The organism is Fulvimarina manganoxydans, assembly GCF_900176465.1.
In the GTDB taxonomy this organism is placed as follows: Bacteria; Pseudomonadota; Alphaproteobacteria; order Rhizobiales; family Rhizobiaceae; genus Fulvimarina; species Fulvimarina manganoxydans.
Window position 1 is genome coordinate 34189 of the sequence record NZ_FWXR01000011.1, and the last position, 16698, is coordinate 50886.

The 16698-nt window shown below is 63.0% G+C and carries 17 protein-coding genes; 13 read left to right on the forward strand and 4 right to left on the reverse strand.

Going from position 1 to position 16698, the window contains the following annotated elements:
- Positions 1-19: 19 nt before the first annotated feature.
- Positions 20-1279 (reverse strand): flavodoxin-dependent (E)-4-hydroxy-3-methylbut-2-enyl-diphosphate synthase, encoded by a 1260-nt coding sequence (ispG, locus tag B9A15_RS12695; protein ID WP_139798367.1) that lies wholly within the window; start codon positions 1277-1279, stop codon positions 20-22.
- Positions 1280-1542: 263 nt separating this feature from the next.
- Between ispG and B9A15_RS12700 the strand changes: the two genes are divergently transcribed.
- The 8 genes from B9A15_RS12700 (at position 1543) to B9A15_RS23645 (ending at position 9784) form a co-directional block, all read left to right on the forward strand.
- Positions 1543-1725, forward strand: coding sequence for a DUF3309 family protein (locus B9A15_RS12700; protein ID WP_084410467.1), 183 nt, complete (start codon positions 1543-1545; stop codon positions 1723-1725).
- Between the two features lie 246 nt (positions 1726-1971).
- Positions 1972-2628: an outer-membrane lipoprotein carrier protein LolA gene (locus B9A15_RS12705; RefSeq protein ID WP_139798368.1), complete on the forward strand. Its 657-nt coding sequence runs from the start codon at positions 1972-1974 to the stop codon at positions 2626-2628.
- Positions 2629-2857: 229 nt separating this feature from the next.
- The gene (locus B9A15_RS12710) at positions 2858-3808 is read left to right on the forward strand and encodes an outer membrane protein (RefSeq protein WP_084410469.1); all 951 of its coding nucleotides are present in this window, start codon (positions 2858-2860) and stop codon (positions 3806-3808) included.
- Between the two features lie 332 nt (positions 3809-4140).
- The gene (locus tag B9A15_RS12715) at positions 4141-5031 is read left to right on the forward strand and encodes an outer membrane protein (protein WP_170923282.1); all 891 of its coding nucleotides are present in this window, start codon (positions 4141-4143) and stop codon (positions 5029-5031) included.
- A gap of 224 nt (positions 5032-5255) precedes the next feature.
- Complete coding sequence (locus tag B9A15_RS12720; RefSeq protein ID WP_084410471.1) at positions 5256-6431, forward strand: phosphoserine transaminase; 1176 nt, start codon at positions 5256-5258, stop codon at positions 6429-6431.
- 232 nt (positions 6432-6663) lie between these two features.
- Positions 6664-8265 (forward strand): phosphoglycerate dehydrogenase, encoded by a 1602-nt coding sequence (serA, locus tag B9A15_RS12725; protein WP_084410573.1) that lies wholly within the window; start codon positions 6664-6666, stop codon positions 8263-8265.
- Between the two features lie 294 nt (positions 8266-8559).
- Positions 8560-9087, forward strand: a complete 528-nt coding sequence (locus B9A15_RS12730; protein ID WP_084410472.1) for a hypothetical protein — start codon at positions 8560-8562, stop codon at positions 9085-9087.
- 565 nt (positions 9088-9652) lie between these two features.
- Positions 9653-9784, forward strand: a complete 132-nt coding sequence (locus B9A15_RS23645; RefSeq protein ID WP_273505233.1) for a hypothetical protein — start codon at positions 9653-9655, stop codon at positions 9782-9784.
- A 71-nt stretch (positions 9785-9855) separates the two neighbouring features.
- Here the strand turns inward: B9A15_RS23645 and B9A15_RS12735 are convergent, their stop codons facing one another.
- Positions 9856-10662: a fructosamine kinase family protein gene (locus tag B9A15_RS12735; protein WP_244556937.1), complete on the reverse strand. Its 807-nt coding sequence runs from the start codon at positions 10660-10662 to the stop codon at positions 9856-9858.
- Positions 10659-11150, reverse strand: coding sequence for a low molecular weight protein-tyrosine-phosphatase (locus B9A15_RS12740; RefSeq protein ID WP_084410473.1), 492 nt, complete (start codon positions 11148-11150; stop codon positions 10659-10661). Before B9A15_RS12740 ends, B9A15_RS12735 begins: the two co-directional genes overlap by 4 nt.
- A gap of 185 nt (positions 11151-11335) precedes the next feature.
- On the opposite strand from B9A15_RS12740, the gene B9A15_RS12745 reads away from it, so the two are divergent.
- The 3 genes from B9A15_RS12745 to B9A15_RS12755 all read left to right on the forward strand — a co-directional run bounded on the left by B9A15_RS12745 (position 11336) and on the right by B9A15_RS12755 (position 12676).
- Positions 11336-11638 carry a hypothetical protein gene (locus B9A15_RS12745; RefSeq protein ID WP_084410474.1) on the forward strand — a complete coding sequence of 101 codons (303 nt, stop codon included), beginning with the start codon at positions 11336-11338 and terminating at the stop codon, positions 11636-11638.
- A gap of 211 nt (positions 11639-11849) precedes the next feature.
- Entirely contained in the window at positions 11850-12131 is a 282-nt protein-coding gene (locus tag B9A15_RS12750) for a hypothetical protein (protein ID WP_084410475.1), read from the forward strand.
- Between the two features lie 188 nt (positions 12132-12319).
- Positions 12320-12676 (forward strand): hypothetical protein, encoded by a 357-nt coding sequence (locus tag B9A15_RS12755; protein ID WP_084410476.1) that lies wholly within the window; start codon positions 12320-12322, stop codon positions 12674-12676.
- 57 nt (positions 12677-12733) lie between these two features.
- Here B9A15_RS12755 and B9A15_RS12760 read toward each other — a convergent pair whose 3' ends face one another.
- Complete coding sequence (locus B9A15_RS12760; RefSeq protein ID WP_084410477.1) at positions 12734-13486, reverse strand: HugZ family pyridoxamine 5'-phosphate oxidase; 753 nt, start codon at positions 13484-13486, stop codon at positions 12734-12736.
- 148 nt (positions 13487-13634) lie between these two features.
- On the opposite strand from B9A15_RS12760, the gene B9A15_RS12765 reads away from it, so the two are divergent.
- On the forward strand, positions 13635-14786 hold the full coding sequence (locus B9A15_RS12765; protein WP_084410478.1) for an Mrp/NBP35 family ATP-binding protein: 1152 nt from the start codon (positions 13635-13637) through the stop codon (positions 14784-14786).
- 104 nt (positions 14787-14890) lie between these two features.
- Entirely contained in the window at positions 14891-16489 is a 1599-nt protein-coding gene (locus tag B9A15_RS12770; RefSeq protein WP_084410575.1) for an ABC transporter substrate-binding protein, read from the forward strand.
- The last annotated feature ends 209 nt before the right edge of the window (positions 16490-16698 follow it).

The window sequence follows — 16698 nt, forward strand, 5'->3', positions numbered from 1 at the left end:
CGATCCGCCGCCCTTCGTCTTATTCGGCCGCCGCTCGTCCGTTGCCCGAGCCGAAGCGCTTTTCGATGTAATCGGCGACCATCGCCTGAAAGTCCTCGGCGATCTTCGGTCCGCGCAGCGTCGTCACCTTCTTGCCGTCGACGAAGACCGGCGCGGACGGGCTCTCGCCCGTGCCGGGCAGCGAAATGCCGATATCGGCATGTTTGGATTCGCCCGGACCGTTCACGATGCAGCCCATGACAGCCACATTGAGGGCCTCGACGCCGGGATATTTCTCCCGCCAGACCGGCATATTGGTGCGAATGTCAGACTGGATCGCCTCGGCGAGTTCCTGGAACACCGTCGAGGTGGTGCGCCCGCAGCCCGGACAGGCCGCGACGACGGGCAGGAACTGGCGGAAGCCCATGGTCTGGAGAAGCTCCTGAGCCACCTGCACCTCGCGGGTCCGGTCGCCGCCGGGCTCCGGCGTCAGGGAGACGCGGATCGTGTCGCCGATGCCTTCCTGAAGGAGGATGCCCATGGCGGCCGAAGAGGCGACGATGCCCTTGGTGCCCATGCCAGCTTCGGTCAGGCCGAGATGGAGCGCATAGTCGCAGCGCCGGGCGAGATCGCGATAGACGGCGATCAGATCCTGAACCTGGCTGACCTTGGCCGAGAGAATGATGCGGCTTCGCGGAAGGCCGATCTCCTCGGCGAGTTCGCCCGACAACAGCGCCGATTGCGCCATCGCCTCGCGGGTGACGGCCCGGGCCGAGCGCGGTTCGGAGAGGTCGTTGTTCTCGTCCATCAGCCGGGTCAGAAGCTCCTGATCGAGCGAGCCCCAATTGACGCCGATGCGCACCGGCTTGTCGTAGCGGATGGCGGTCTCGATGATCGCGCCGAACTGCCGGTCGCGCTTGTCCTTGAAGCCCACATTGCCGGGATTGATGCGGTATTTGGCGAGCGCCTCGGCGCAGGCCGGATGATCGGCGAGAAGCTTGTGACCGATATAATGAAAGTCGCCGACGAGCGGCACGCTGACGCCCAAGCGATCCAGCCGCTCGCGCACCTTCGGAACGGCGGCCGCGGATTCGTCGCGATCGACGGTGATGCGCACGATCTCGGAGCCGGCGCGCGCGAGCGCTGCGACCTGGGCGACCGTTGCATCCACATCCGCCGTGTCGGTGTTGGTCATCGATTGGACCACCACCGGGGCGCTTCCGCCGACCAGGACGCCACCCACATCGACCCCGACCGTGCGCTTGCGGGGCAGGGGATCGGCGATGATGTCGTCTTCCATGGTCATGTCCTTCATCGCTTGAAGCTCCGCGCCGGCGCTCAGGCGCCTCGGTCGATCGGCGTTGCCCGAGGCTTTCGAACCCTTTGGTCACACGCCGGATGATCGAAGACCAGTCTTTCCCGGCTCGCCCGACGCGCTAAACGCCTTCGAGGTGGCGCCATCGGGCGGCCTTGTCAATTGACCCCGTGCCAATGGCACGCATGTGACGCATATGAAACGCGCCGATCACGAAGCTGTCGGTTGGCGCAAATGGCTCAAAGGAGATGAATGAGATGGAAGTGGGTTACGGGCCGATCATCGTGGTTCTGGCCTTTCTCGTGCTGATCGCGGCGATCCCGACATGGCCGTGGTCGCGTCAATGGGGTTTTCGGCCAACCATCTCACTCGGCATCATTTTCACGATGATCGCCGTCTTCGTGGCGATCGGCGGGTTCGGACCGGGCTGAGACAAGCCCGCTTGAACGGCCCTGCCGTCTTTCGATTCCGCACAGGACTTCGCATTCAGTATGGGTTCATGACCGGATTGTCATTCTGGTGAACCTTGGAAAAGCCGAATTTCGCATGATCTTCGACCTGAGATGGTTTCGGTTTCGCGTGCCCCACGCGGCGGCTTCGCGCCATTTTTGAGATGTAGAATGGCCAGGATGAAACCGAACCGACACGAACCAGACACCGCTTCGACGATGAGACCGATGGCCCATACCTCACTTCTCGCTCGCCTCCGCTCCAGCCTTGCCCGTTTTGGCCTCGCCGCTGCCCTTTCCATGACGGTCGCTCTTCCGATCGCGGCCTTGGCCCCGTCAGCCGCCTATGCCCAGAGCGCGGCCCAGCGCATCGCCGACCATTTTTCGAGCGTGCCCTCCATGCATGGCAATTTCGTCCAGTTCGATCCGAACGGACGTCAGAGCGAGGGCAAATTCTATATCGAGCGGCCCGGCAAGGTGCGCTTCGACTACACCAACACGCCGCTGCGCGTGATCGCCGACGGCTCCAATGTGGCGATCAACAACAAGAAGCTGAACACCTGGGACACCTATCCCCTGTCCGAGACCCCGCTGAAGCTGCTTCTCGACCGGCGCATCGATCTCTCGGAGGCCAATATCCAGAGCGTGAAGGAAGAGCCTGACCTGACCACCATTGTGATGGGCGACCGCTCCGTCTTCGGCAATTCGCGCATCACCATGATGTTCGATCCGAAGACCAGCGATCTGAAGCAATGGACCATCCGCGACAAGCAGGGCCGCGATACGACGGTCATGATCTTCGACGTTCAGGAAGGCGGCAACATCCAGGATTCGGCCTTCAAGATCCCCTATACGGCGATCAGCCAGGGCCAGACCGGCAACTGACCGGTTGCAGACAGGGGCTGAGGCCGATCAGCAACAGCCCCGCCGTCTTCGACCTGATCCGGGTAAGTCATTGAACGAAAGGCGCCGAATGGCGCCTTTTGCTTTCCGTCGAACTTCTAAGCCGCCCGTAGGGTCAACGAAACATTAACCATTGGAATTTACCGTCTTCGTTAAGGCTAACAGGTCGTCATCCGGGCGGCCGATGCGCCGTTGACGCGGAGACACCACCATGAAGACTTATCTGCTGACAACCGCCGCGGCTCTCGGGGCCCTGTCGGCAATGACCCTTGCGGCTCCGGCCGCCGATCTTATCGAACCGCCGGTCTATATCGAGCCGCAGCCGCTCCCCGTCCCGGTCGAGGAGGTTTCCACGGCCGGCTGGTATATCCGCGGCGACGTGGGCTACGCTTTCTCATCGAAGACGGACGGTTACTACAAGTATCAGCGCGGTTATGCGACGGCGCATGGCTACGACATCTTTCTTGACCAGGCTCATTATGAGAGCATCGAGACGGACGACAGCTTCCTGATCAGTGGCGGTCTCGGCTATCGCTTCAATCAGTTCGCCCGCGTTGATCTGACGGCCGACTATCTCTCGACCGATCTTCGCGGCTCGACCAACTGCGCCGGCTATCCGGGTAACGTCTGCAGCTATGACGACTCCTCCGATGCCGACATCTGGACGGTCATGGCGAATGCCTATGTCGATCTCGGCACATACGGCCGCATCACGCCCTATGTCGGCGCCGGCCTCGGCTTCGCCAATGTCTCCTACGGTTCGATGAACAACAAATTCGTCTGCGATCAGGCTGTTATCGGCCATGGCGGACCGATCTGCGGCTCCAGCGGCAAGCATGAGGGTCAGTCGAGCTGGCGCTTCGCCTACGGCCTCGCGGCCGGTGCTTCGGTGGATATCACCTCGAGCCTCAAATTCGACGCCGGCTACAAGTGGACCCATATTCGCGGCGGCGAGGCCTATGGCTTCGATGACGAGGATCGGGCGGCCGGCTTCACCGGGGTTCAGTCCTGGGATCATGGCTTCGACATCCATACGATCCGCGCCGGTCTGCGCTACGAGTTCGGTGGCGGCGGTTTCGGCAAGGGCAAGGGCCCGATGCCGGTCGAGCCGATGCCGGTCTATGATCCGGTCCCGGTCCAAGAGGACGTCGTCTGGAAATAATCGGGAGCGGCTTTTGCCGAAAAGGCAGGCCCCATCCGTCAAGTCTGACACGAAGGCCGCGTTTCCCGTTCGGGAGCGCGGCCTTCGTGCTTTGTAACGACGTGTTTGCACCGAGCCATAGGCGTCTCGATCAGCCGTCCTATCCAGGATGGAGACGGGCCGGGATCGGTTGCGCATGATCGGCGCTGAACCCGCCGGGCGGCATGGAAAATGACCTGTTAAAAAACACGGTTAATGGCTCGTTAATCATTCGCTGGCATCGTCCAGGCCAAGTCCCCGCAAGGGGAAATGGCAATCGACCCAAAGGCCTCGTCCAAGCGGCCGGAGTTGAGATGACGATGACCCACTTTTCGATCCGTGCCGGTTCCGCGCTTGTCGCGCTTTCGGCTTCGCTCTTGAGCCTGACGGCCACCCATGCGGCCGATCTGCCGCCGATCTACGAGACGCCGCTCTTCGAGACCGCGCCCGAACTGCAGCCCGTGGAGATCGGCACCGGCTGGTATCTGCGCGGCGACGTCGGCTATGCCTTCAAGGGCGAGAACACGGTGACCATCAACCGGCGCGCGCCGTTTTCGAGCGGATCGGAGTACGGCACGCTCGACGAGAACGTCGAAAACCAGTGGAGCGCTGGGATCGGCGCCGGCTATCGCTTCAATGACTGGTTGCGCGCCGACGCGACCGCCGAATGGCTCGCCAATGCCGATGCGAGCCTGAACGGCCGCACGCCTTGCACGACCTATCGTTCGGTCGACTTGGGCGCCGGCCCGTTCGATCGCGCCTATGACGACGAATGCGATATCGCCGGCTCCGCCGATCTCGACGTCTACAACTATATGGCCAATGCCTATGTGGACCTCGGCACCTATGTGGGTTTCACCCCTTATGTCGGCGCAGGCCTTGGCGTCGCCAACTTCCAGACGACGGCGAAGGCCAACGAGACCTGTAACGGATCGGCCGATCCCGATGTCGGCTGCCTCGCCTCGGTCGCCAATATCAATTACGGCTCACCCACAGGGGAGACCACGGTCAATTTCGACGATTCGACCTGGCAGCTGTCCTATTCGCTGATGGCGGGCCTAGGCTACAATGTCAGCAAGAATCTCACCCTCGATGTGGGCTATCGCTATCTGTCGGTGCCCGAATACAAGGCCTTCGGCATCAAGAACGACGATGGCTTCGACATCCATCAGATCCGGGCGGGTGTACGCTATTCCCTCTGGTAGGCCCCGGGCGCGCTTATCCATTTTAGCTTTCCTTCGAACGGCGGGCCATCGGTCCGCCGTTTTCGCGTTTGGCAATGAGGCCCGCTTGGCTTTGAAACATCGGCGTAAGGATAAAGCGCGCTGTCATCGAAAGGTCGCTTGACGGACCTCGCGCAAAGGCATATCGCCATCCGTGGGACACGCCTCCCCAACGAGGCGCGCCTATCTGAAAGGGTAGTTACAAGATGACCACTGCTGCGAAGCCGGATCTGCGTCCGGCCAATCCCCGCTTTTCGTCTGGACCGTGCGCCAAGCGCCCCGGCTGGAGCCTCGAAGCGCTTCAGGACGCCGCTCTCGGCCGGTCCCATCGCGCGAAGATCGGCAAGTCCAAGCTTGCCCGGGCGATCGACGAAACCCGCGACATTCTCAATGTTCCCGCCGATTATCGGATCGGCATCGTGCCCGCCTCTGACACCGGAGCCGTCGAGATGGCCATGTGGTCGCTGCTCGGCGCGCGCGGCGTCGACATGGTGGCCTGGGAGAGCTTCGGCGCCGGCTGGGTGACCGATGCGATCAAGCAACTGAAGCTCGACGACGCCCGCACCTTCGAAGCCCCCTATGGCGAGATCGTCGACTTCTCCACGCTCAATTTCGATCGCGACGTGGTCTTCACCTGGAACGGCACAACCTCCGGTGTGCGCCTGCCCAATGGCGACAAGATCCCAGCAAACCGCCAGGGCCTGACCATCTGTGACGCGACCTCCGCCGCCTTCGCCCAGGACCTTCCCTGGGACAAGCTCGATGTCGTCACCTTCTCCTGGCAGAAGGTGATGGGCGGGGAAGCGGCCCATGGCATGCTGATCTTGTCCCCGCGCGCCGTCGAGCGCCTGGAGAGCTACAAGCCGGCCTGGCCGCTGCCGAAGATCTTCCGCATGACCAAGGGCGGCAAGCTGATCGAGGGCATTTTCAAGGGCGAGACCATCAACACGCCCTCCATGCTCTGCGTCGAGGATTATCTGGACGCGCTGGCCTGGGGCAAGGAGATCGGCGGTCTGACGGCTTTGAAGGCCCGCGCCGACGCCAATCTCGCCGTCATCGAGCGCTTCGTCGAAAGCCATGACTGGCTCGGCTTCCTGGCCAAGACCAAGGATATCCGCTCCAACACCTCCGTCTGCCTGACCTTCACCGATCCGGCGCTGACCGAGAAGTCTGAGGACGAGCAGAACGCCTTTGCCAAGGGTGTTGCGTCGCTGCTCGAGAAGGAGGGCGTCGCCCTCGATATCGGCGCCTATCGCGACGCCCCAGCCGGCCTTCGCATCTGGTGCGGCGCGACCGTCGAAGCCTCCGATCTCGAAGCGCTGATGCCCTGGCTCGCCTGGGCTTACGAGACCCAGAAGGGCGAGCTGAAAAAGGCTGCCTGACCGCATGGCTTGAATGACAGGAATCCTCATCCTCGGGATCGTCCCGAGGATCTGAACTCGCCTGTCCTGTTACGGCATTCGACAGATTTGAAATGTCATGCGCCGGCCGTTCTCTTCAAAGATCGGCAGATCCTTAGGGGCGAGCCCGAGGATGACGGCCGACACGCATGATGCCCATGACGCCGCGCTTGAGTTGCCTCGCGCGCCTCCAAAAGACATCAAAGGATATCCCATGGCACCCCGCGTTCTCGTTTCCGACAAGCTCTCCGAAACTGCCGTCCAGATCTTTCGCGATCGCGGCGTCGAGGTCGATTTCCAGCCCGATCTCGGCAAGGACAAGGACAAGCTCCTCGAAGTCATCGGCCAATATGACGGCCTTGCCATCCGCTCGGCCACCAAGGTGACCGAGAAGATCATCGAGGCGGCGACCAATCTGAAAGTCATCGGCCGCGCCGGCATCGGCGTCGACAATGTCGACATTCCGGCAGCCTCCAAGAAGGGCATCATCGTGATGAACACGCCCTTCGGCAATTCCATCACGACGGCCGAACACGCCATCGCGCTGATGTTCGCCGTGGCTCGCCAGCTGCCCGCCGCCGACGCCTCGACCCAGGCCGGCAAGTGGGAGAAGAACCGCTTCATGGGCGTCGAGATCACCGGCAAGACGCTCGGCGTCATCGGCTGCGGCAATATCGGCTCGATCGTGGCGACCCGAGGTGTCGGACTGAAGATGCGCGTCGTCGCCTTCGATCCGTTCCTGTCGGCGGAGCGGGCGGCCGAACTCGGCATCGAGAAGGTGGAACTCGACGATCTCTTCAAGCGCGCCGACTTCATCACGCTGCACACGCCGATGACCGACAAGACGCGCGGCATCATCAATGCCGAGGCGATCGCCAAGATGAAGGACGGCGTGCGCATCATCAATTGCGCGCGCGGCGGCCTCGTCGTCGAGGCCGATCTTGCGGAAGGCATCAAGTCGGGCAAGGTAGCGGGCGCCGGCGTCGACGTCTTCGAAACCGAGCCGGCCAAGGACTCCGTTCTGTTCGGCCTGGACAATGTCGTCTGCACGCCGCATCTCGGCGCTTCGACGACCGAGGCGCAGGAGAATGTCGCGCTTCAGGTCGCCGAGCAGATGTCGGATTATCTGATCCGGGGCGCCGTCACCAACGCCATCAACATGCCCTCGATCACCGCCGAGGAAGCGCCGAAGCTGACGCCCTTCGTCAAGCTCGCCGATATTCTCGGCTCCTTCGCCGGCCAGGCGACGGAGAATGCGATCAAGAAGGTCGAGATCACTTATGACGGCCATGTGGCGGGGATGAACACCCGCGCGCTGACCTCGGCCGTGCTCGCCGGGCTCATCCGCAGCCAAGTCGCCGACGTCAACATGGTCTCGGCGCCGATCATGGTGAAGGAACGCGGCATCCAGCTGACCGAATCGCGGCGCGACAAGTCCGGCATCTTCGACGGCTACATCATGCTGTCGGTGACGACGGAGAAGCAGACGCGGTCGGTGGCCGGCACCTGCTTCTCGGACGGCAAGCCGCGCTTCATCCAGATCAAGGGTATCGGCCTGGAGGCCGAAGTCGGCGAGAACATGATCTACTGCACCAATGACGACACGCCCGGCGTCATCGGCTTCCTCGGCAACACGCTGGGCGAGGCGGGCGTCAACATCGCCAACTTCCAGCTCGGCCGCTCGGCCAAGGGGGGCGATGCCATCGCGCTGCTTTATGTGGACGGGCCGGTCTCGGACGAAATCCTCGCCAAGGTCCAGGCCTCCGACAAGATCAACACCGCGAAATATCTAAAATTCGCCGTTGCGGCCGAATAAGGCCTTTTTAGACCCAGAGCCTCCCAAGGCCAATCGAAACGCCGGTGTGGACCAAGGTCCGCGCCGGCGTTTTTTGTATGGTTGTCCAAGTGACTGTTCGCGGAAACCGCCGGGAATGGTCTCGATCTTAGAAAAACGCTGGCGACGTGTTGGCTCGGAGAACTCGACGTCCGGTCAGCTCGGATAGGGGACGTTCCAGATTGGCTCCTTCGGCCTTTTCCAGCCAGGGAACCATCATGACGCCCCGACCGGTTAACCCAGAGATGCGCCATCAACCGAGAGGAGGCCGCCCCATTGTCCGTCGAACCGATCCGCCTGCCTGCGACCGCAACGATCCCGAATAGCGACTGGCCGCTTCTCCTCGTAAAGGGGGCGATCACCCAAGAGGCGGCTCGTTCGGCGGCTGTCGAGCAGCGGTTTCAGGATCACGGCTGGCAGGGAACCTGGACCTATACGGTCTACGACTATTGGCACTACCATGTGGAAGGCCATGAAGTGTTGGCCTGCGTCAGCGGGACCGGGAAGGTCGGCTTCGGCGGGGAGCCGGAAGAAGGTGGGCGCGTTCTCGATCTCGAAGTGGGCGATGTGGTCATTCTCCCCGCAGGGGTCGGCCATAAGCGCTTCGAGGCGAGCTCGGATTTCGCGGTGGCCGGCGCCTATCCGCCGGGCCAGACCGGTGCGATCACCCGGGCCGGTTCGATGGATCTGGACGAGGCGCGCCGTCGGATCGCTGCGCTGTCGCGCCCGGCGAGCGATCCCATCGACGGGGCCGAGCCAGGCGTCCTCGCCCATTGGGCGGACGAGCACCCTGAGCGTGCGTGAGTTTCGGCATCTAGCGCTACCGTTGAAGGTATATCTGTTATCAGAACAGGTGATTTTAGGACGAGACCTTACGAGGCGCCGTTATCTCGGCGCCTTTCGTTTCCAATTCTTGGAAGGAGCCATAGGCGCGCCGAGCGATGGTGACACTTATTCTTGCGGCATATCCCATTTGGGGTATGCAAATTTGGTTGACGTATGATGAAAATCGTCTTGCAGGGCTGCCGGTCAGGAACCGGGATCGCAGCTCTTCGACGGTCGCCTTTGCGCTGCTCCCAACGGCGCAGAGGCGCCCGTCGACTGGGGCGCTCGCCGAATAATTGGGTCCGAGACTATCCCAACGCTCTTTGCCTGCGCGCTGGCGCATCATGCACCGGGTCGCTGATGCTCTTGAGCCTCTGACCCTCGGCATGGTCGCTGTTGGGAGGCCTTGGGACTCGCCCGGCGCGAGTTCTGGCCGGCAAGGCGGAGGCGGAAACGAAAGGAATGCGAGCCGATGGAAGGCGGATGGTGGTCTTCCGCCCGTTTCGGCTCCTGTTCAAAGACTGTTGAGATGGGGAATGGCAGGATGCAGGACGACACGGAGCCCGACAGCAAGATTTTCATACTGACCTGGATGGCCATCGCGGTGCTTCTGGCTCTGTTCTGGTATGGCGCTGGACGCACGCTCTATTCGGCGATCGAGCCTGCTTTTTACTGACGCTGTTGCCTTCGGCCGCTCACGAGCGTCCGACAAAGCGCCCTCGCTCGATCGAAGGCAAAGCCACCTGGTCAGACACCGAGCATGGCCAGAAGGCGCTCCACGAGCCTTCGATAGCCGCTCCCGAAGAGCCGCAGATGAACGAGGGCGGGCCAGAGCGTATAGATCGTCTGCCGTTCCTCGAAGCCGGGCGCCAGCGACCCATAGGCCTCGGTGAAGGCGGGGCCGGGCGAGGCGAAGAGATGGAGCATGGCGAGATCGACTTCTCTATCGCCGTAATAGGATGCCGGGTCGATCAGCCCCGTGACGCAGCCCTTCGAAACGAGAATATTGCCCGACCAGCAATCCCCGTGAAGGAGCGAGGCATATGGGGTCTTCGGCAGTCTGTCCGTAAGATCTGAGCAGAGCCCTTCGATGCGCCGCGCGAGATCTTCGGGGATATGGGCCGCATGGACCATGAGCCTGCGCTCGGCAAAGAAGCTCGGCCAGTCGGCCGCCGGTCGGTTGTCGATGGCAACGGGACCAAAGGCATAGGGCTCCGGCCAGCCATAGTCCGGTCCCTCATCAGCATGGAGCGTCTTCAGCGCGGTGCCGAGGCTGCCCCAGGCCCTCTGCAGGCTGTCGTCTGAGGCGATCCATTCGATGGCGAGAGCATCGTCGTCGACCGCGAGAACCGCTGGGGCCGGAGCGCCGGTCTTGGCGATCACCTCCAGCATCGAGGCCTCCGTGCGAGGCGCCGGGCCGCCTTTGAGAACCGCCTTGCGGCCATCCTCCATCGTGACCAGCAAAAGGGCCGATAGATCGCCGCCGGAAAGGGATTTTGACGCAGTAATCCGTCCGCCGAGAAGCCGCTCGCCTGCGGCTGCGAGCTTGGTCAATCGGCTGGCTCCCTCGTATTGCTTGCGATCAGCCGCACCATAAGGGCCTTCGCCCCGGCGCTGACGTCGCTCCAGGTCGTCTCGAACCCGTCGGCATTGCCATAATAGGGATCGGCAACGGGCTCGCCGACGCGCCCCGTCACATGGTCGAGCAGCAGCGAGAGGCTCGCCGTCGCATCGTCTGGCCGCAGTCGCTTAAGAATGTGCAGATTTTCGTGGTCGAGGGCGATGACATGATCGAAGCGGCGAAAATCGGCCTCGCTCACCTGCCGCGCCTTCAAATGGGAAATGTCGGCGCCATGACGCAAGGCGACCGCCTGGGCCCGCCGGTCGGGCGCCGCGCCGATATGATAGTCGCCCGTTCCCGCCGAATCGATCTCGACCTTGACGCTCAGCCGCTCGGCTTCGAGACGTAGCGCGGCTTCCGCAAGCGGCGAGCGGCAGATATTGCCGAGGCAGACGAACAGCACCGCCGGCGGTCGGGACATGGCTCTCTCCATCGCTGGCCCCATCGGATGGCGTTTCATCCTTTCACGCCTTCCCATCCAGAGCAAAAGGCGGCGGGGCGATCGCAACCCTCGCAGCGCCCCGCCCAAGCCACCATGCGACCTTTTGCGCCTTCATCTCGCCGGCCTGGAGCCGTATCCGGCGGCGGATTTGAAAAGGAGGACCCATGCCGTCGACCCGTTTCCCGATCCGCAGTCTCGTTGCCCTGTCCATTATGTCGGCGCTTGCCGGTTGCGCGTCCGAGCCGACCTTCGGCGAGAGGCTTGTGGCCGAAGGTCAATCACGTGCCGAGATGGGCGCGCAGGCGGTTCAGGCGGAGAAGGACATCGAACGCGGTCGCCGGCTGATCGAGGAGGGCCGGTCGCAAGAACGCGATGCCCGCGCCAAGCTCGACGAAGGCCAGCGCCTCGTCGATCGGGGCAATGATCGGTTGAACGAGATCAGGAACGCCGTCTCGCAGCGGCGCTGAGCTCGCCGGTCGGCGCGTGCCGCATCCGAGTCTTTCCCGCGGGGAGCATGATCAAAAGCTCACAGCGTCCGATCGATGGTCCCGTCGAACGGACGCAAAATGTGTCGTCCCTGACAATTCTTGGGCTGTCCGGGGGACCGCACCCATTGCTCGCCGGACTGCAAGCTCTATCCTTGCCCCTATGGGACACCTTACGGAGAGGACCGTGACAATGAAAAAGCTGTTCATGCTCACCGCCTTGACAATGACCGTCGCGGCTGCCGGCTGCACCACCGAAGACCGCTACACCGCTGGCGGTGCCGCCCTCGGCGGCCTTGGCGGCGCGGCCATCGGTGCCGGCGTCAGCGGCAATGCCGAGGGCGCGCTGATCGGCGGTGCGCTCGGCGCAGGCGCTGGCGCGGTCGCCGGCAATGTCGTCGGCCGCAGCCAGGAGCGCGAGGGCTATTGCCGCTATTCGGACGGCAATATCTATCGCTGCCCGGCTGGCTATTGACCGGTTCGTCGCTTTGACGACTATGGGCCGCCGGGCGACCGGCGGCCTTTTCTTTTATGAGCGGGGGACCTTAGTCGCCGCCTCTTTGCTCGTCTCGCACGCAATAGAAGACGGGGAAAGCGGTTCGGGCGACCGAGATCGAGGGCGCGAGGCGCTAGGCGATGACAGGACCGAGGGAGGGACGAGACATGCCTTTTGCGAAGTCGGTGAGACGATTGTCGGTCGAATGCTCTGGGTCGGACCGGCGGGCTGCACGCTCGGCTGTGCTGCGTCGTCGGAGCATGACGGCGGTTCTGCTCGGCGGTCTCGCCTTCGTCGCCGGCGGCTGCACCGGGCCGGAGGGCTCTCCCGTCCTCGGCGCTGTCTTCGGCCTTGAGGACGCGTCGACGAAATCCTTTCGCATGGGCCGTATTCCTGTGCCCACCGTGCGCCCGGGCGACGATCTCATCGGCCAGGCTGCCAATTCCCCTGGCGAATGTATCTGGCGCAGAGCCGGCTCCTCCCGCCGCTTCCAGGCCGCATGCCCGGATGGCTACGAGCCGTGATGGGCACATCTCGGTGCGCAAGGATTTCGTGAGCGGTCACAAACGCCGCCCATCACGTCAATGCGCGCCGTCCGAGACCAGATCGACAAAGGCTTTACGATAGCCGCCGTCTCCTGCCGGATCGCGCCGAAACGCGATTCGGGCGAGGCGATCGGATCGGGCGATCTCGAAGCCGCGTCGGTCGACGGTCGCGATGCGCCAGCCGTCACCCGCCTGTCCATTGGCGGCGGCGATCGCATCGATCGCGTCGCCATGATCCTCGTTCATATGAAGCCGGGCGCGTTCCCCGGCTGCTTCGAGATCGGTGTCGATCGCTTCGTCGAGAAGGTCCCCGGCTTCGAGCTCATAGGCACGGGCAAAGCCGCCATTCAGCGAGGCCGAGAGGGAATCGAGCCGAACGAAACGAAAATCCGGGAAATCCACATAGAGCTCGGCTTTGGGATGGCGGGCGAGGAAGCGATGACGCAGGTTTGCCCGTTCGGGGGCGTCCGGCGCGATGATGTCGGCGGTGGCGAAGAGAGACAGGCGTGGATGAGCGAGCGGATCGCCCTTGCCGGGCTCGCCGAGAAGCAGCGAACAGCGCCTGTCGTGTTGCAGCGCCTTGGCATGCAGCGAGAGGCCGGAGACAAGGAGGAGCGGGCGACCGAGAAAGTCCGTCGCCACGAGCACGCGACTGGCTGCCGGAAATCCATCGTCAGGCCGTAGCACCGCGAGCGAGCCATAGCGACTGCTGCGCGTCAGTTGCCGGGCAAGGGCGCGTGCATCCTCGTCGACATCCTGGGTCAAAGCCGGTTTTGCCGCCTCCGTCATCGCCGTCTTGCCTCCCTCGCGGCTGCGTCTTCCTACCAAAGGACGTCCCTCATGGCGCCTTCTGCCTGTCTTCGCCCTTTGCGTCGGCGCTCATCCGTCATATCTGCCCCATCAAGCTGACAGAGACGAGCGGAAAGGCAAGCAAGCCGTGGCGGAAGACATCAAGGGCCAGATCCACGATATCCTCAGAGCGATGGAAGCTCCCGACAAAGCCGGTGACGTGGTCTCGCGCGGGCTTCTGTCGGACGTCTTCATCGCCGACGGCAAGGCGTTCTTCTCCCTGACGGTCCCCGCCGACAAGGCGCAGATCTTCGAGCCTTTCCGCCAGGAGGCCGAGCGCCGGGTGGAGGCGATCCAGGGGGTGACGAAGGCGATGGTCGCGCTCACCGCCGAAAAACAGGCCGGAACGCCCTCGCGGGCACCGCAGCCGGCGCCTGCCCAGCCTGCGGCTCGCCCCGCCCCGCCGCAGGGCGGCGGTCGCCCGCAGACTTCCAAGCCCGGCATTCCTGGTATTGATCGCATCGTCGCGGTCGCTTCCGGCAAAGGCGGCGTCGGCAAGTCGACGACGGCGGTCAATCTCGCCCTTGGTCTGCGCGATCTCGGGCTGAAGGTCGGCATTCTCGACGCCGACATCTATGGCCCCTCAATTCCTCGGCTTCTCGCGCTGAAGGACAAGCCGCAATCGGCCGGCGGGCGGATGATCAAATCGCTCGACGCCTATGGTCTGAAGGCCATGTCGATCGGCCTTCTCGTCGAAGAGGAGACGGCGATGATCTGGCGCGGGCCGATGGTGGTTTCCGCGCTGACCCAGATGATGCGCGAGGTCGAATGGGGACCGCTCGACATTCTCGTCGTCGACATGCCGCCGGGCACGGGCGACGCGCAACTGACCATGGCCCAGCAGGTGCCGCTCGCCGGCTCGGTCATCGTCTCGACCCCGCAGGATCTCTCGCTGATCGACGCCCGGCGTGGCATCGCCATGTTCCGAAAGGTGGATGTGCCCGTTCTCGGCATCGTCGAGAATATGAGCTATTTCATCGCCCCCGACACGGGCGCGCGCTACGACATCTTCGGTCATGGGGGCGCGGAGGCGGAAGCCAGACGTCTCTCCGTCCCGTTTCTGGGCGCCGTTCCCCTCGACATGAATATCCGCGTGCGCTCTGACGAAGGCGTGCCGATCGTCCAGGCCGAACCGGACGGACCGCATGCCGAAATTTATCGCGATATGGCGGCCAGAACCCTGTCGGGCCTGGAGACCGGACCCGTCGCTTCCTCGGGGCCGTCTATCGTTTTTGAGTGACTGGTCAAAAAATTGGGTTGCGAAGGAGCGACAAAAGCTGTCGGATGGCGCGATCGGCGGACGACAAGAATCCGCCGGACCGTTCTGACAGGAGATCGTCCTTCATGAGACTCATTTCCCGGCTACTCGCCGCGACCGCGCTGACGCTTGCTTTCGGCACGGCGGCAGCGTCGGCCAAGACGCTCGTCTATTGTTCGGAAGGCTCGCCCGAGGGCTTCGATCCGGCGCTCTATACCGCCGGCACGACCTTCGATGCCTCGTCCCGCGCCGTCTACAACCGTCTGGTCGAGTTCAAGCATGGCTCGACGGAGATCGAGCCGGGTCTGGCCGAATCCTGGGAGGTCTCGGAGGACGGCACGGAATATACGTTTAAGCTGCGCCCCGACGTGAAGTTCCAGACCACGGACTTCTTCACGCCGACCCGCGCGCTGAACGCCGACGACGTGATCTATTCCTTCGAGCGTCAACTCTCCGGCGACAATGCCTGGAATCAGTATGTTCCCGGCGCGAGCTGGGAATATTTCAACGGCATGGGCTTTCCCGATCTGATCAAATCGATCGAGAAGGTCGACGATCTGACGGTGAAGTTCACGCTGAACCGGCCCGAAGCGCCGTTCCTAGCCGATCTCGCCATGGATTTCGCTTCGATCATGTCGAAGGAATATGCGGACCAGCTGGAAGCCAATGGCAATATGGAGCAGCTGAACCAGCAGCCGCTTGGCACCGGCCCGTTCCAGTTCGTCGCTTACCAGCCCGACGCGGTCATCCGCTACAAGGCCCATCCCGACTATTGGGCTGGCAAGCAGCCGATCGACGATCTGGTCTTTGCCATCACCTCCGACGCCTCGGTGCGCGCCCAGAAGCTGCTCGCCAACGAATGCCAGATCATGCCCTATCCGAATGCGGCCGATGTTGCTTCGATGAAGGACAATGATGCCCTCAATGTTCTGGAGCAGGAGGGTCTGAACGTTGCCTATATGGCCTACAACACGACCCAGGCGCCCTTCGATAAGGTCGAGGTTCGCAAGGCGCTGAACATGGCGATCAACAAGGAAGCGATCATCGACGCCGTGTTCCAGGGTGCGGCCGTGCCGGCCAAGAACCCGATCCCGCCGACGATGTGGTCCTATAACGACGCCATCAAGGACGATCCTTACGATCCGGAGGCCGCCAAGAAGATGCTGGAAGAGGCGGGCGTCACCGATCTCTCCATGAAGATCTGGGCCATGCCGGTTTCGCGGCCCTATATGCTGAACGCCCGGCGTGCGGCCGAGCTGATGCAGGCCGATCTTCAGAAGATCGGCGTCAACTCCGAGGTCGTCTCCTATGAATGGGGCGAGTATCTCGACAAGTCCAAGGCCAAGGACCGCGACGGCGCGGTGATGCTTGGCTGGACCGGCGACAATGGCGATCCGGACAACTTCCTCGACACGCTGCTCGGCTGCGACGCGGTTGGCGGCAACAACCGCGCCCAATGGTGCAATGAGGAATTTGACGCACTCGTCTCGAAGGCGAAGGAAATATCCGACCAGGGCGAGCGCGCCAAGCTCTACGAACAGGCCCAGGAGGTCTTCAAGCGTGAGGCGCCCTGGCTGACGATCGACCATTCCACCGTGGTTATGCCGATGCAGAAGTCGGTTCAGAACTTCGTTCAGGATCCGCTCGGTTATCACCGCTTCGATGGTGTCGATTTGGCCGAGTAAGGGCTTTTGACCGCTGAAAAGCCTATTTCGGCTTTGCGGCGGATTTGACGATCAAGGTCGAGGACGGGTGGCCCGAAGGCTTACCCGTCCTCGACCTGTTTCCTGACAATCCTGCGGGTTCGAAGCGCTGCGGCCGTAGTAGCGATCGATCCGGGCCTTTCGTAGACGCCCGTCTATTCCATCCGGCGACGATGGGCTTGGCGAGAAGG